The organism is Streptomyces sp. WP-1 (assembly GCF_030450125.1).
In the GTDB taxonomy this organism is placed as follows: Bacteria; Actinomycetota; Actinomycetes; order Streptomycetales; family Streptomycetaceae; genus Streptomyces; species Streptomyces incarnatus.
Genome location: NZ_CP123923.1, coordinates 410,624 through 425,066, shown reverse-complemented (window position 1 = coordinate 425,066; position 14,443 = coordinate 410,624). Strand labels below are relative to the sequence as shown.

General features: G+C 73.6%; 8 protein-coding genes. 4 read left to right on the top strand and 4 right to left on the bottom strand.

What is annotated here, in order from left to right; genetic code table 11:
• Window positions 1–40 precede the first annotated feature (40 nt).
• Together QHG49_RS01425 and QHG49_RS01420 are read left to right on the top strand one after the other, a co-directional pair.
• Window positions 41–805: an alpha/beta hydrolase gene (locus tag QHG49_RS01425; protein WP_301486971.1), complete on the top strand. Its 765-nt coding sequence runs from the start codon at window positions 41–43 to the stop codon at window positions 803–805.
• Between the two features lie 224 nt (window positions 806–1,029).
• A complete protein-coding gene (locus tag QHG49_RS01420) occupies window positions 1,030–1,620 on the top strand; it encodes a lytic transglycosylase domain-containing protein (protein WP_301486970.1) in 591 nt (196 codons plus the stop codon).
• A 53-nt stretch (window positions 1,621–1,673) separates the two neighbouring features.
• Here QHG49_RS01420 and QHG49_RS01415 read toward each other — a convergent pair whose 3' ends face one another.
• Window positions 1,674–1,877 carry a cold-shock protein gene (locus tag QHG49_RS01415; protein ID WP_111582846.1) on the bottom strand — a complete coding sequence of 68 codons (204 nt, stop codon included), beginning with the start codon at window positions 1,875–1,877 and terminating at the stop codon, window positions 1,674–1,676.
• 274 nt (window positions 1,878–2,151) lie between these two features.
• Here QHG49_RS01415 and QHG49_RS01410 point away from each other — a divergent pair, with 274 nt between their 5' ends.
• Together QHG49_RS01410 and QHG49_RS01405 are read left to right on the top strand one after the other, a co-directional pair.
• Window positions 2,152–2,379 carry a DUF5133 domain-containing protein gene (locus QHG49_RS01410; RefSeq protein ID WP_159697865.1) on the top strand — a complete coding sequence of 76 codons (228 nt, stop codon included), beginning with the start codon at window positions 2,152–2,154 and terminating at the stop codon, window positions 2,377–2,379.
• Window positions 2,380–2,492: 113 nt separating this feature from the next.
• On the top strand, window positions 2,493–3,737 hold the full coding sequence (locus QHG49_RS01405; RefSeq protein WP_301486969.1) for a PP2C family protein-serine/threonine phosphatase: 1,245 nt from the start codon (window positions 2,493–2,495) through the stop codon (window positions 3,735–3,737).
• Between the two features lie 104 nt (window positions 3,738–3,841).
• On the opposite strand, the gene QHG49_RS01400 is transcribed toward QHG49_RS01405, so the two are convergent.
• The 3 genes from QHG49_RS01400 to QHG49_RS01390 form a co-directional block, all read right to left on the bottom strand.
• Window positions 3,842–4,729 (bottom strand): NAD-dependent protein deacetylase, encoded by an 888-nt coding sequence (locus QHG49_RS01400; RefSeq protein WP_301486968.1) that lies wholly within the window; start codon window positions 4,727–4,729, stop codon window positions 3,842–3,844.
• A gap of 265 nt (window positions 4,730–4,994) precedes the next feature.
• Window positions 4,995–5,834: a PhzF family phenazine biosynthesis protein gene (locus tag QHG49_RS01395; RefSeq protein WP_301486967.1), complete on the bottom strand. Its 840-nt coding sequence runs from the start codon at window positions 5,832–5,834 to the stop codon at window positions 4,995–4,997.
• Window positions 5,835–6,094: 260 nt separating this feature from the next.
• The gene (locus tag QHG49_RS01390; RefSeq protein WP_301486966.1) at window positions 6,095–14,419 is read right to left on the bottom strand and encodes a type I polyketide synthase; all 8,325 of its coding nucleotides are present in this window, start codon (window positions 14,417–14,419) and stop codon (window positions 6,095–6,097) included.
• Window positions 14,420–14,443: the final 24 nt, after the last annotated feature.

Below are 14,443 nucleotides of genomic sequence, written 5' to 3'. Positions count from 1 at the left end.
GAGCGCCTCCCCACCAAGGCACTCCCGAAAGGCAACACCTGTGCTTTCTCTGCACTTCACCGCCGAGTCGTCGGCGGACGGCGTGATCGAGCGCGATTTCACCCTGGGCGACATCCCCGGAGTCCTCTGGTCGCCGGCGTCCGGCGGCGATCGCGCGCCCCTGGTCCTGATGGGCCACGGCGGCGGTCGGCACAAGAAGGAGCCGGCCATGACGGGCCGCGCCCGCCTCCTCGTGAACGGCTGCGGCTTCCATGCCGCCGTCATCGACGCGCCCGGTCACGGCGACCGGCCCCGCACCGCGCGCGACGAGCGGGACATCGCCGCACTGCGCGCCGCGCAGGCCGCGGGCGAGCCGGAAGGCCCGGTCGTCGTCCCGTACAACGCCCGTCTGGCAGAGGTCGCCGTGCCCGAGTGGCAGGCGGTCCTGGACGCCCTCCAGCAGCTTCCGGAGATCGGCGCCGACGGGCCGGTGGGCTACACCGGCCTCGGCCTGGGCACCGCGATCGGGATACCGCTGGTGGCGGCCGAACCCAGGATCACGGCCGCGGTCTTCGGCATGCACTGGCCCGACGCCCTGATCGAGACGGCCGAGCGGATCACCGTGCCGATCGAGTTCGACATGCAGTGGGACAACGAGCGCATCCCGCGTAAGGCCGGCCTCGCGCTGTTCGACGCCTTCGCCTCGAAGGAGAAGACGCTGCACGCCAACGCGGGCAAGCACTTCGACTGGCCCAGGTTCGAGGCCGACAGCGCGGTCCGGTTCCTCGCCCGGCACCTCGGCCGGGCGGTCACCGTACCGGCCTGACGGTGAACGGCCGCGGCGCCCGCTCCGCGGATCGGGCGCCGCGGCGAGTACGAGACGAACCACCACGTCGTCGGGTACGACCCGGACCGACCGGTTGCGCAGCCGTCGTCCATCTCCTGGATTGCGGCCCAGCATGGCGGGAAGGCGCACCTCAGGCCGATGGACGCGCCCTCGCCGGGGCAGTGGCCCGAAGCGAAGGCGGCGGAAGAGGTGTGGGTGTGCGGATGACCGGACAATCGACGTTGCAGCCGGGGCAGGGGTCCTCGTCGGCGGACCGCGATGAGGTGCGGCTGCCGCCGATCCGGCCCGGCGGCTACGATCCGGCCGACTACGCCGAAGCCGTGGCGCGCGCCGCCGAGGAAGCCGGAGTGTCCGCGCTGCTCGTCATGACGGTGCTCCACAACGAGGCGTACAAGCCGCACCACCCGCTGCTGGAGCGGCTGTGGCAGTGGTGGAAGCCCGGGGCGTCCTTCGGCCTGGCCAACATGCACCGCGCGACGTTCGAGCGGGTACGACGGGCCCACGACCTGCCGGGGCGGTGGCAGGACCTGCGCGACGACCCCGCCTTCGCCATCCACGCGGCGGCGCTGCATCTGAAGGACCTCGACCGCGGACTGCCGCGGCGGCACGTGCGCCGCTACAGCCGCGACGAACTGCTCGCCCTCGGCTACAACACGGGCGAACGCAATATGCGGGCCTTCGCCCGGGGCGTCCCGCCGGGCCCCATGGCGCGGTCGTACCTGCGCCGGTTCCGCGCCCACCGCAACCGCGCCGCCGAGGCCCTGGCCACGACGGATCACGGGCGACCCGCGTGACGAGAGGCGGCTGCCGTACGGCAGCCGCCTCGGTATGTCACGGGTATGGCCGGTCAGCCCCGGATGATGTTCTGGGCCTGCGGACCCTTCTGGCCCTGGCCGATGTCGAAGGTGACCTGCTCGCCCTCGGTGAGCTCGCGGAATCCACCGCCCTGGATCTCGGAATAGTGCGCGAAGACGTCAGCCCCTCCGCCGTCCTGGGCGATGAAGCCGTACCCCTTCTCGGAGTTGAACCATTTCACGGTGCCGCTGGCCATCGATCGATCCTTCGTTCATACCGGGAGCCACCCATGTCCCGGGCCGCTCCGGCTCCCTTGGCAGTAGGAGCCGACATCGTTTCTACCCCGAGCACCGCCGCCTATCCGGCTCATGACACAGCAGTCGGTGTGGCGTCGCCGCGGATCACCCGTGCCGCACCCCCGTTCGGCCCCGTGGACCAGGTTGCCGATCTTCACCTGAATGGCGGAGCGGAGGCGGGGCACACGAGGCGGTGTACGACTCATGTGAACGGTGGCCACAAGGAGGCTCACGATGCTCATGGCGCACCCCGCTGTCCTGAAGAACCTGATCGAGCAGTACGAGACCCTGCGGGTTCTGCACGCCGAGGAGGGCGACGAGGAGGTGCGGCGGCGCATGGACGACCTCGCCTACACGCTGTGCGTCGCCACGGGCACCAGCGACATCGACGCCGCCCTCATCGCGGCCCGCCACCGCCTGCCCGGCGCCCGTGTCGAGGACGATTCCCTCCTGTCCGCCTGACGGCCGCCCGTCCCCCGACCGGGACGGAAGCCGAAACGGGGGACCGTGAGCGGTGCCCGTGATGCCGGAGGAGCCAGCGGGAAAGGAGAAGGGGGGAACGCAGGGAGGCTGAGGTGGCGCGTGATCGGATCGGGCCGGCCGAGGTGCTGGCCGCGGCGGAGAACGCCGCGCCGATGGCTTCGCTGGACGTGGTCGCGCGAAACCTGCGGGACCGGTTCGGCGCGCGGTACGTCTCGTTCCTCTTCGTGGACGTCATCGGCCGGAAGCTGGTGCGGTTCAGCGAGGAGACCGCCACCCAGGAGGGCCGGCGCGCCGACCAGGTCGACCTGCACGGCAGCGTCTACGACGACGTCCTGCGCTCCCAGCGACCGGTGTGCGCCTCGTCGGAGGGTGAGCGGTGGCCACGGGTGATCGTCCCGGTCACCAACCGCGGCGACACCATCGGCGTCCTGGAGCTGTCCCTGCCCGACCTCGGCGAGGACGTGCTGGAGCAGGTGGAGGAGGCCGCCCACGCGCTGGCGTACCTCGTCGTCACCGACCGGCGTTTCACCGATCTCTACCAATGGGGCCAGCGGACCACCGGGCTCAGCCTGGCCGCCGAGATCCAGCGCCAGCTCCTGCCCTCGGCTCCCTCCTGCGAGGCGGCCGAGTTCGCCCTCGCCTGCGCCCTCGTCCCCGCCGACACCATCGCCGGCGACACCTACGACTACACCCTCGACCACGACACCCTGCACCTGTCCGTCACCGACGCCATGGGCCACGACGTCGACGCCTCCTTGATGGCGACCCTCCTGGTCAACGCCTCCCGGGGCGCCCGCCGTGCCGGGGCCGACATCGTGGAACAGGCATGCCGGACCCACCAGGCGATGCTCGAACACGGCCGCCACACCTTCGCCACCGGCCAGCTGCTCCGCATCGCCCTCGACGGGACCGGCGCCCGGTTCGTCAACGCGGGCCACCCCCGGCCGCTGCGGCTGCGCGACGGCACGGTCGCCGAGGTCCCCCTGGAGGCCGGCCTGCCCTTCGGCGTCCCCGCCGCGTACAGCTCCTACCGGGCGCAGGACCTCGACCTGCGTCCGGGCGACCGCCTCGTGCTCTACACCGACGGCATGCTGGAACGCCGGGCGCAGACCGTCGACCTGCCCGGTCTGCTGCGTGACACCGCCGATGAGCATCCCCGTGAGGTGGTACGCGCCCTGACCTCGGCGGTCAACGACGCCTGCGGCGGGCACCTCCAGGACGACGCCACCGTGATGTGCCTCGACTGGCACGGCCCCCACCCCGAGGGCCGCGACGCGAACACCGGCGCCGACACCGACCGGGCTCCCCGGAAGGGCCCGGCCGCCGGGAAACACTGATACACGACTGCGCCAACACGGGTCCCTGGCCGGGGACTTCCACGACGTGGTGTTGCTCGGCAGTCACCGCGGCCGGGTACTGGGCCGTCCACCCGCGCCGTGGTTCAGGCGACGGCGAGGCGTTGGGTCAGTTCGGTGAGGGCCTGGCCGAGCGGCAGTGCCACGTGTGCGTGGGCGAGGTCGTCGCCGCGGGTCGGGCCGAGGTTGATGATCGCGACGGGCTTGCCGTCCTTCGCGGCGCGGCGTACGAACCGCAGGCCCGACAGGACGGCCAGGGACGAGCCGAGGACGAGGAGAGAGTCGGCCGCGTCGATCAGATCCAGGCAGCGCTGGGTGCGCGGCTTGGGCACGTTCTCACCGAAGAACACGACGTACGGCTTGAGCACACCACCGCACCGCGCGCACGGCACGACGCGGAACGTGTGCACGATGTCGTCGGGCAGCTCGATGTCGCCGTCGGGGTTGACCCGGAGCCCGGCGGCGTCCTGCGCGGCGAGGAACTCCCCGTTGGCGTCGAGCAGCCGCGCGTCGAGTTCGTCGCGCGGGCCGATCGTCCCGCAGTCGAGGCATACGACGCGGTCCAGACTGCCGTGCAGGGCGACGGCGTCCGTCGTCCCGGCCGCCTGGTGCAGCCCGTCCACGTTCTGCGTGATCACGGCATCGACGTACCCGGACGCGCGCAGCGCCTGCACGGCGCGGTGACCGGCGTTGGGCCGTGCCTCGGCGATGGCACGGCGCCCGACGTAGCCGCGGGCCCAGTAGCGGCGCCGGTTCTCCTCGTCCGAGACGAAGTCCTGGTAGGTCATGGGGGAGTGCCGCCGGTGCCGCCCGGTCACACCCCGGTAGTCGGGGATACCGGACTCGGTGGAGATCCCGGCCCCGGTCAGCACCGCCACCCCGCCGGCGGCCAGTTGCCCGGCGATCTCGTCCATCCCGCCCGCGGGACGTATACCGGTGTCGGGTATGGGGCCGACGATCGGACGCATGCGCATACCAGCAGCTTAGGACGCCGAGGGTCGCATCGCGTCCCCGATGGGGAAGCGGGTGGGTCAGGACGGCGATCACACGGCGGTGGATCATCGGGCACCGGGAAGGCCCGAAGGGCTCCGCCGCCATGACACGGACAACGATCCTCAAGGGGCTGACCGTCACTCCGCTCGGCCGAGGCGGCCACCGCCTGCGCGAGCAGGTTCAGCCGGGCACCGGACGGCGGCACACCCCGCTCGTCGACGCGTCCCGCCGAGGAGTTCGGGCCGTTCAGGAGATGGGGACCGCCGCGCCCGTGACCTCGATGCCGCTGGACGGATCCGCCGGGATGCCCACGGTCAGCAGGCTCGGGCGGCCCATGTCCACGCCTTGGTGGATGGTCAGCACGGCGGGCGGCGCGACGAGGCCGTTGCCGCGGAGGTACCCGCCGAAGGCCGCGGCCGCCGCGCCGGTGGCCGGGTCCTCGACGACGCCGCCCGGCGGGAAGGGGTTGCGGGCATGGAAGACCGTGTCCGACTCGCGGTGCACAAGGGCGATCGTCGTCCAACCCCGCCTCGCCATCAGGGCGTTGAGCGCCGGCATGTCGTAGTCGAGATCGGCGAGCCGCGCCCGGTCGGCGGTTGCGATGACCGGATGCCAGGCACCCGCGTAGGCGACCTGCGGCGGCAACGCCGGATCGAGGTCGGCGGCGGACCAGCGCAGGGCGGCGAGGAGTTCGGCGAGGTCGGCGTCGGAGAGTTCCGTCGTACGGGGCTCGACGCTGACCAGGGTGGCCGTGACCGCGCCGTCCGGGGCGGTCGAGGTGGTCACGTGGACGGGCCCCGCCTGGGTGTGCAGCAGCAGGCGGCCGACGCCGTGCCGGGAGGCGTGCGCGACGGCCGTCGCGATGGTGGCGTGGCCGCAGAACGGGACCTCCGCCTGCGGGCTGAAGTACCGGATGTCGAGCGACCCGTCGGGGCGGGGAACGGTGAACGCCGTTTCGGAGTAGCCGACTTCGGCCGCGGTTGCGGCCATCTCCGCCTCGTCGATACCGGCGGCGTCCAGCACCACACCCGCCGGGTTCCCGCCGAGGGGGTCGCTGCTGAAGGCCACGTAGCGCAGGATGTCCATCGGGTGAAGGTAGACGGCCCGCCGCAGGGCGGTCAAAGGGGTTGTGCGGCACGTTCCTTCGGTACGACTCCCGGGCGGTCCTCGTCAGGACACCGGCCCTCGCCTCTCGCGCGGTTGCCCGGCGAAGGCCCTCGCGGCGGCCGGCTCCGCCGGGTCGGCCCGCTCAGGGGGACGACCTCCGCGGCGTCGGATGTGACATCCCGGTACGGGCCTCCGGCCACGGGGTGGTGGGCGTTCCCGTGGGTCCGCCCCGGACGCCCTCAGACCGCCCCGCCCCCCAACCACTGGTGGACGGCGGCCGCGGTGGTGCGGGCATGCTCCTCCAGCATGGTGAAGTGGTCCCCGGGCACGGTGATCTCGGCGTGCGGCGGGCTCCAGGCCGGGGCGGGCTCGGCGCCGGGCAGGCGGTCCTGGGCTCGCACGTACAGGGTGGGACAGGCGAGCGGCGCGGGCTTCCAGCCGTCGAAGAGTTCGAAGTATCCGGCCATCGCGGTGAGCCGGTCGGGGCTCGCGGAGGCGAAGGTCGCCGCCCGGCGCAGCATGTCCGACGTCATCGCGGAGAGTGCCTGATCCCGGTCGCCGTGGCCCGGCGGATAGGTGTCCAGCAGCACCACGGCCGCCGGGCCGGTGCCCTCGGACTCCAGACGCTCGGCCACGGCATGGGCCACCCAGCCACCGGCCGACCGCCCCAGCAGGACCAGGGGCCCATCGGGCGCGGCCGTGCGGACGGCCATGGCCTGGGCGGTGACCAGCGCGTCCAGCGTGGCGGGCAGCGCCTCTCCGGGCTCGAACCCGGGGTGCCGTACGGCGGAGACCGGCCGCAGCCCGCGCAGACCGGCCCCGAGACGCGCGTACTCCTGCGGCCCGGACAACGCGCTGAGCGCGGGGGAGCAGACCAGCCGGGCCCCCGTACCGCCCGTCGCGAGCATGACGGGTTCGTGCGTCGCGCCGGGCGCGCCGGCCCTGCCGAACACCGGGCGCAGGCGCGCGGCGACGGTGAGGAGAACCATGCCGTCCCAGGTCCGCCCCCGGGCACATGCGGTACGGAAGAGAGCGCCCAGGGAGTCCGGGGCCTCGTCGGTGTTCGGCGCGTCGGCGGCTTGTGGTCCGGAGGCGGCCCGGGGAGCGAACGCCGCCTTTCCGCCCGCCTCTTGGCCAGGGGAAGACGGAGGTCCGAAGGCCTCAGGTACTGCCGGGCCATCGGACGCGGCGCGCCCGGAAGGCATCTCGGCGGCATACCGTCGGCCCAGCTCGGTGGCGAGCGCGCGCGGCGTCGGGAAGTCGAACAGCAGCGTGGTCGGCAGCGCCAGCCCCGTCCAGGCCGCGAGTTCATTGCGCAGATCCACCGCCGCCAGGGAGTCCAGCCCCAGGTCCGCCAGCAGGTCGTCCGCGCCGATCTCGCTCGCCCCGCCCGTGTGGCCCAGGACGCGGGCCGCCAGGGTCCGGACCTCGGTGAGCAGCACCCCGGCCTGCTCGCGGGGGGAGGCGGCGGCCAGGGCCCGGCCGAGTCGGGCCCCGCCCCTGTCGGCGGTACGGGTTCGGATCCGGTCGGCCGCGGGGTCGGTGCCACGGAGGGCGGCCGGGGCGAGCCGGGCCGCCACCACGACGGGTTCGTCACCGTCCACGGCGGCGTCGAAGAGGGCCAGGCCCTCCTCCTGCCCGAGCGGTACGAACCCGGCACGGGCCATCCGCCGCCGGTCCGCTTCGTCGAGGTGCGCCATCATGCCGTCGTCCTGCCGCCAGGGGCCCCAGGCGATCGACGTACCGGGCAGTCCGAGCCGGGCGCGACGCCCTGCCAAGGCGTCCAGCACGCAGTTCGCGGCAGCGTAGTTGGCCTGCCCCGCAGAGCCGAAGACGCCTGCCACGGAGGAGAACAGTGCGAACAGGGCGAGATCATGACTACGCGTCAGTTCGTGCAGCGCGAGCGCGGCATCCACCTTGGGGCGCAGCACCCGCCGCAGCCGGTCGGTGGTGAGGGCCGTGACGACACCGTCGTCCAGCACTCCCGCGGTGTGCACGACGCCGGTCAGCGGGTGGGCCGCCGGTACCGCGTCGAGCAGGGCGGCGAGCGCGGTCCGGTCCGCCACGTCGCAGGCGCGTACGGTGACTTGGGCGCCCGCCCCGCGCAACTCCGCGACGAGTTCCCGCGCCCCCGGCGCGTCCGGCCCGCGTCGGCCGGCGAGCAGCAGATGACGAACGCCGTGGGCGACGACCAGATGCCGCGCCACCAGCATGCCGAGGGAACCGGTGCCGCCGGTGACCAGGACGGTGCCCTCCGGATCGAGCGGCCGTCGCCTCAGCGACTCCGGTGCCGCGTCGGCCAGTCGTACCAGCTTCGGTACGTACACCGCCCCCCGGCGTACGGCTGCCTCCGGCATCGGGGCGGCCAGCAGGGCGGGCAGAGCGGCCCAGGAGCCGGGGTGTTCGTCCACGTCGATCAGGGCGAAACGGCCCGGGTGCTCGCGCAGCGCCGAGCGGACCAGCCCCCACACCGGTGTGTGCGACGGTACGGCCGCCGCGTCGCCCGACCGGCCACCATCGACAGCCGCCGTGGCGGGACCGTCGTCGGACAGAGCGACGGCGCCGGACGTCACGAGGACGAGCCGCGAGCGGGACAGGTGCGGTTCCGCGAGCCACTCCTGTACGAGCCTCAGCGCCCGGTCCGCTGTCCGCAGCAACTCGGCGGCCTGGTCCCGTGCGTCGCCGTCCGTGCCGGGCGGTGGGCACGGTGCCGCGACGACGGCCGTCGAGGCGTCGCACAGCGCCGGGCCCGCGTACACCGGGACGCCGGAACCGGACGGCGCGAGGGCGTCCACCAGCCGTGTGCCCGCCGTACCCAGAACCGCCCAGCGGGGCATCGCCGCAGGCACGGGCGGCTCGGTCAGCGGCACCCAGTCCGTACGGTGCAGAGCACCGGTGAGCGCGTCCGCCGTCGCCGATCCGGTGCGCGGCAGGGGCCGGAGCGTCAGTGAACGGATCGTCGCGACCGGTGAGTTCGTCTCAGCGGTCAGCTCCACCTGGGGCTGCCCGTCGGGTCCTGGGGCCATCCGTACCCGCAGGCGTCGTACGCCTGTGGTGTGCACGCGCACGCCGCTGAAGGCGAACGGCAGGGACAGCCCGTCGGCCGTCGGAGCGTCTGCCCCGGAGCCGCCCGGGACCAGGACGCCCGGGACCAGGCCGTCCAAGGCCCGGACGTGCAGGGCCGCGTCGAGCAGCGCGGGGTGCAGGACGAACTCCGGTCCGTCCGCCCCCGGTTGCGGCGCGCGGGCCGCTTCGGGCAGCTCGACGTCGGCGTACAGCTCCTCCCCGCGCCTCCAGGCGGCGCGCACGCCCCGGAAGGCGGGACCGTAGCGCAGCCCGTGGGCGGCCAGCCGGCCGTACGATCCGCTCCCCGAACCGTCGGCTCCCAGCGGTACCGCCCCCTCCGGCGGCCAGATCGCGTCCTCGGCCCCGGCCCTTCCCCGGTCCACGGGCGGCAACGTCGGTGAGAGGGTTCCGACGGCGTTCCGGACCCAGGGCTCCTCGTCCGCCGTGGTGTGCGGCCGGGAGTGGAAGGACACGGCCCGTCGTCCCGCGTCGTCGGGCCCCGCCACCTTCACCTGCAAGGCGACGGCGCCGTCCGGCGGCAACGGCAGCGGCGCGGTCAGGACCAGCTCGGCCAGGACGGCCGCGTCCGCCAGCTCACCCGCGTACAGGGCCATGTCGACGAAGGCGGTCGCCGGCAGCAGGATCTCCCCGGCCACCACATGGTCGGCGAGCCACGGCTGGTCGCGCACCAGGAGCACCGCGCTCAGCAGCAGGCCGCCGTCCTCGGCGACGCGGGTGTACGACCGCAGGAGGGGGTGGCCGGCCTCGGTCGCCGGGATCACGGGTGACGGCGCGGCGGCGGTGTCCTCCAGCCAGTACCGGCGGCGCTGGAAGGCGTACGTGGGCAGTGCGACACGCCGTCCGCCGCGCCCGGCGAAGACGGCCGGCCAGTCGACGGGTACGCCGTGCGCGTGCAGCGCGGCCAGCGTGTCGAGCAGGGCCCGCCCTGCCGGCCGGGACGTGCGCAGAGTCGGCAGGACCAGAGGTGGCGGGCCCTGCTCACCAGCGCCTGCTGCCGAAGGCGTTCCGGTCACGGCGAGGCAATCCCGCACCAGACCGGTGAGCACCCCGTCCGGCCCCAACTCGACGTACTCCGTGGTCCCTTGTCCATCCAGGTACGCCACCGAATCGGCGAAGCGGACCGGACGGCGGACATGGTCGACCCAGAACTCCGGTGTACACAGCTCTTCATCGGTGGCCGCCCGGCCCGCGACGGCGGTCAGCAGCGGCAACTGGGGTGCGGCGAAGGACAGATGCCGGACCACGTCCGCGAACTCCGCCAGCATGGGCTCCATCCGGGCGGAGTGGAAGGCATGGCCGACCCGCAGCGGGGTCACCGGACGGCCCTGCGTCCGGAAGTGCTCGGCGACCTCCCGCACGGCGGTCTCGTCGCCGGACACGACCACCGAGGCGGGACCGTTGACCGCCGCGATCTCCGCCGCACACCCGGTCCCGGCGAGATACCCGGCCACCTCGTCCGCACCGGCGGCCACCGCCACCATCCCGCCGCCCGCGGGCAGCGCGTCCATCAGCCGTCCTCGGGCCGCCACCAGCGTGCACGCGTCCGCGAGGGACAACACCCCGGCGACATGGGCGGCCGTCACCTCGCCCACCGAGTGCCCGGCCACCAGCCCGGGACCCACACCCCAGGCCTCGAACTGCCGGAACAGGGCCGTCTCCAGGGCGAAGAGCGCCGGCTGTGCGAACCGGGTCGTCCGGAGCAGCTCGCTGAACTCCGTACCGGGCGCGGCGAACACGACGTCCCGCAGGGGCACCGGCAACAGCGGGTCGAGCAGGACACAGCACTCGTCCAGCGAGTGGGCGAAGGCGGGGTGCAGATTCCGCGACTCGTACAACTCACGTCCCATTTCAGCCCGTTGGCTGCCCTGGCCGGTGAACAGCAGGGCCAGGCGGCTCTGGCTGCGGGACGTGCCCCTGTGCACTCCGGGCCGGCCGTCGTCCTCCGTCAACGCCCTCAGGGAGCCCAGCAGTTCGGAATGGTCCCGGGCCACCACCACCGCCCGGTGCTCGAAGGCCGTGCGCGTGGTGGCGAGTGAGTACCCGAGGTCCACCAGGGACGTGTCGGGAGCGGCGACCACATGGTCGTACAGCCGTCGTGCCTGGGCTCGCAGCGCCGGGGCGTTCCGGGCCGAGACCGGAAACGCCACCGCTGCCCGCTCGGGTGGCGTCGTCACACCCGGTCCGGCAGACGCCGTACCCTCCCGCACCTCATGGCGGCTCGCTGCCCCGTGCCCCGGGGGCTCTTCGAGCACCACATGGGCGTTGGTGCCGCTGATACCGAAGGACGACACCCCCGCCCGGCGCGGACGGTCCGTCGCGGGCCACTCCACCGCCCGGTGCAGCAGCGCGATCTGCTCGGAGGACCAGTCGACGCGGGGGGTCGGCTCGTCGGCGTGCAGCGTGCGCGGCAGTACGCCGTGCCGCATGGCCTGCACCATCTTGATGACGCCGGCCACTCCGGCGGCGGCCTGGCTGTGGCCGATGTTCGACTTCACCGAGCCCAGCAGGAGGGGACGCCGCCGCGGGGCCCGGCCGTACGTCGCGAAGAACGCCTCCGCCTCGATGACGTCCCCCAGCCGGGTGCCGGTGCCGTGCGCCTCCACCGCGTCGATGTCTCCGGGGGCCAGCCCCGCGTCCGCGAGCGCCTGCCGGATCACCCGCTGCTGCGCCGGTCCGTGCGGCGCGGTCAGCCCGTTGCTCGCGCCGTCCTGGTTCACCGCCGAGCCACGCACCACGGCCAGCGCCGGAAGTCCCGCGTCGCGCGCCTCCGACAACCGGCTCAGCAGCAGCATTCCGGCGCCCTCGGCCCACCCCGTACCGTCGGCGGACGCGCCGAACGCCTTGCAGCGGCCGTCCGGTGCCAGCGCCCGCTGGCGGCTGAACTCCACGAACGACGAGGGTCCCGACATCACCGTGGCGCCCCCGGCCAACGCGAAGGCGCACTCACCCCGGCACAGCGCCTGGGCGGCCAGATGCAGGGCCACCAGGGACGAGGAACACGCCGTGTCCACCGTGAGGGCCGGACCTTCGAGACCGAAGGTGTACGCGATCCGGCCCGAGGCGACGCTTCCGGCGTTGCCGAGTCCGAGGTACCCCTCGACATGCTCGGGCGTCCTGGTCAGCCGGCGCGCGTAGTCGCTGTACATCAGCCCGACGTACACCCCGGTCGGTGAACCGCGCAGAGCGGCGGGGACGAGCCCGGCGTACTCGAAGGTCTCCCACGCCACTTCGAGCAGCAGCCGGTGCTGCGGGTCCATGGCCGGCGCCTCGCGAGGCGAGATGCCGAAGAAGGCGGGGTCGAAACGGTCCACGCCGGAAAGGAAACCGCCCTCGCGCACGTACGTCTGCCCCGGCCGCCCGGGATCCGGGTCGTACAGCGCCTCGGTGTCCCAGCCCCGGTCGGTGGGAAAGGGGCCGATGGCGTCCCTGCCGTCGGCGACCAGCCGCCACAGTTCCTCCGGGGAGGTCACCTCCCCGGGATAGCGGCACGCCATCCCCACGATCACCACGGGATCGTCGTCCGACCGGACCGCCGCCCGGGGCGCGAGCCCGGTACCGGTCGGCGCGGCGGCGGTGCGCTCCCCGAGGTGGGCGGCGAGCGCGGCGGCCGTCGGGAAATCGAACGCGACGGCCTCGGAGAGCGGCAGCCCGGTCACCGCCGACAGCCGCTCCCGCAGCACCGTCGCCGTCAGCGAGTCCATACCCAGATCGCGCAGCGCGGTGCCCGGCTCCACCGACCGAGGCGTACACCCGAGTACGGCCGCCACCTCGCTCCGCACCAGGTCCAGCAGATCCCCCGAGGCCGACCGGTTCCTCCCGGCGAGCGTACGGCCCTGCCGCCGCGCAGACTCCTCGGTGGCCTCCGCGCCCAACGCCCGTGCGGGCAGACCGGCGAGGTCCCGGCGTACGATCTTACCGGAGACGGTTCGGGGGATGGCCGCCACCTCGAACAGCTCGACCGGCACCTTGGTGGCGGACAGCCGGGCACGGCAGGCGGCGAGGACACGCCCCCTGTCCAGCGTGCCGCCATCGGGCCGCGCGACCAGATAGCCGACCGGCACCTCGCCGAAGACGGGGTGCGGGCGCCCGGCCACGGCGGCGTCCGCCACCCCCGGGAACCGCCGTAACACCGCTTCCACCTCCGAGGGGTGGATGTTCACGCCGCCCCGGATGATCAGATCACTCGCCCGGCCGGTGATCACCAGCTCACCGGAGGCGTCGATCCTGGCCAGGTCGCCCGTGCGGAACCAGCCGTCGCGCAGCACCTCCGCCGTGGCCTCAGGCCGGCCGTGGTAACCGGCCATGATCCCGGGTCCGTCGACCCATAACTCGCCCTCGCCGGTGTCCCGCCCGTCGGCACCCCCGCCGACCCGGACCCGGGTTCCGGGCAGCACCCGGCCGCACGCCCCGTCCACCGTCGTCCCGCCCGGCCCCGCCATGGTGACCGGACCGGCCTCCGTACTGCCGTAGTGCTCCAGATAGGGGGCGCGGCAGACCGCCTCGAAGGACTCACGGAACCCGGGCCCCGCGGCGGCGCCACCACTGATGCAGCCGCGCAGCGCGGGAGCGCCGAGACCGGTACCGTCCTGCGCACCCCGGACCACGTCGAGCAGCGCGGAGTACGTCGTCGGCACCCCGCCGAGCAAGGTGAACGAGGCGCCCCCACCGCGTAGTTCACGGAGTACGTCCGCCACCGAGAACCGGGGCAGCAGCAGCGCGCTCGCTCCCACCGCGGTCACTCCGAGGAAGCACACGATCTGGCTCATCGCGTGATGGAGGGGTAACGGCCAGAGCAGACGGTCCCGTTCGGACAGACCCAGGACGCCGACGAGGCCCGTCGCGACCGGCGAGAGACGGTTGCGCTGCGTGGACAGAACGCCCTTGGGCACGCCGGAGGAGCCCGAGGTGTAGAGCAGCCAGGCCACTTCGTCCAGCGCGAGATCGTCCCGGGCGGGCGTCCGGGACGCCGTACCCGCCAAGTCCTCGTACGACAGCGGATGGTTCGCGATGCCGGGCCGGTCCCCGTCCGCGCGCGAAGCCGAACTCCCGCTCCCCTCCTCGTCGTCACCGCCCTCGGCCACGACCACGGTCAGTCCGGGCCGGAACGCCAGCGTGCGCCGTCGCGCCAGACCGGCGTCATCGGTGATGAGCAGCCGCGCCCCGCTGTCGTCCAGCAAGCGGGCCAGCTCCTCCTCCGAACTCCCCGGGTCCAGCGGTACGCCCACGCCGCTCGCCCGGGTGACCGCGAGCAGACTCTCGACCGCCTCGACACGGTTGCCGAGCAGCACGGCCACCCGGTCACCACGCGCCACACCGAGCCCCACCAGGTGACCGGCCAGCCACGCGGTCCGCTCCGCCAACTCCCGGTAGGTCACCCGCCGGAACCGGTCCCGGAAAGCGACTTTGGCCCCGCGACGACGAGCGTGATCCCCGATCAGCTCCGGCAGCGGCTTGACGACATCGGCGTATGCACTCACCGCATGACCCCCTTGAGGTGACCC

Bases quoted from the DNA above. Each gene is read 5' to 3' on its own strand.
- QHG49_RS01420 (WP_301486970.1), top strand. From the start codon at position 1,030: ATGACCGGACAATCGACGTTGCAGCCGGGGCAGGGGTCCTCGTCGGCG.
- QHG49_RS01415 (WP_111582846.1), bottom strand. From the start codon at position 1,877: ATGGCCAGCGGCACCGTGAAATGGTTCAACTCCGAGAAGGGGTACGGC.
- QHG49_RS01410 (WP_159697865.1), top strand. From the start codon at position 2,152: ATGCTCATGGCGCACCCCGCTGTCCTGAAGAACCTGATCGAGCAGTAC.
- QHG49_RS01400 (WP_301486968.1), bottom strand. From the start codon at position 4,729: ATGCGCATGCGTCCGATCGTCGGCCCCATACCCGACACCGGTATACGT.
- QHG49_RS01395 (WP_301486967.1), bottom strand. From the start codon at position 5,834: ATGGACATCCTGCGCTACGTGGCCTTCAGCAGCGACCCCCTCGGCGGG.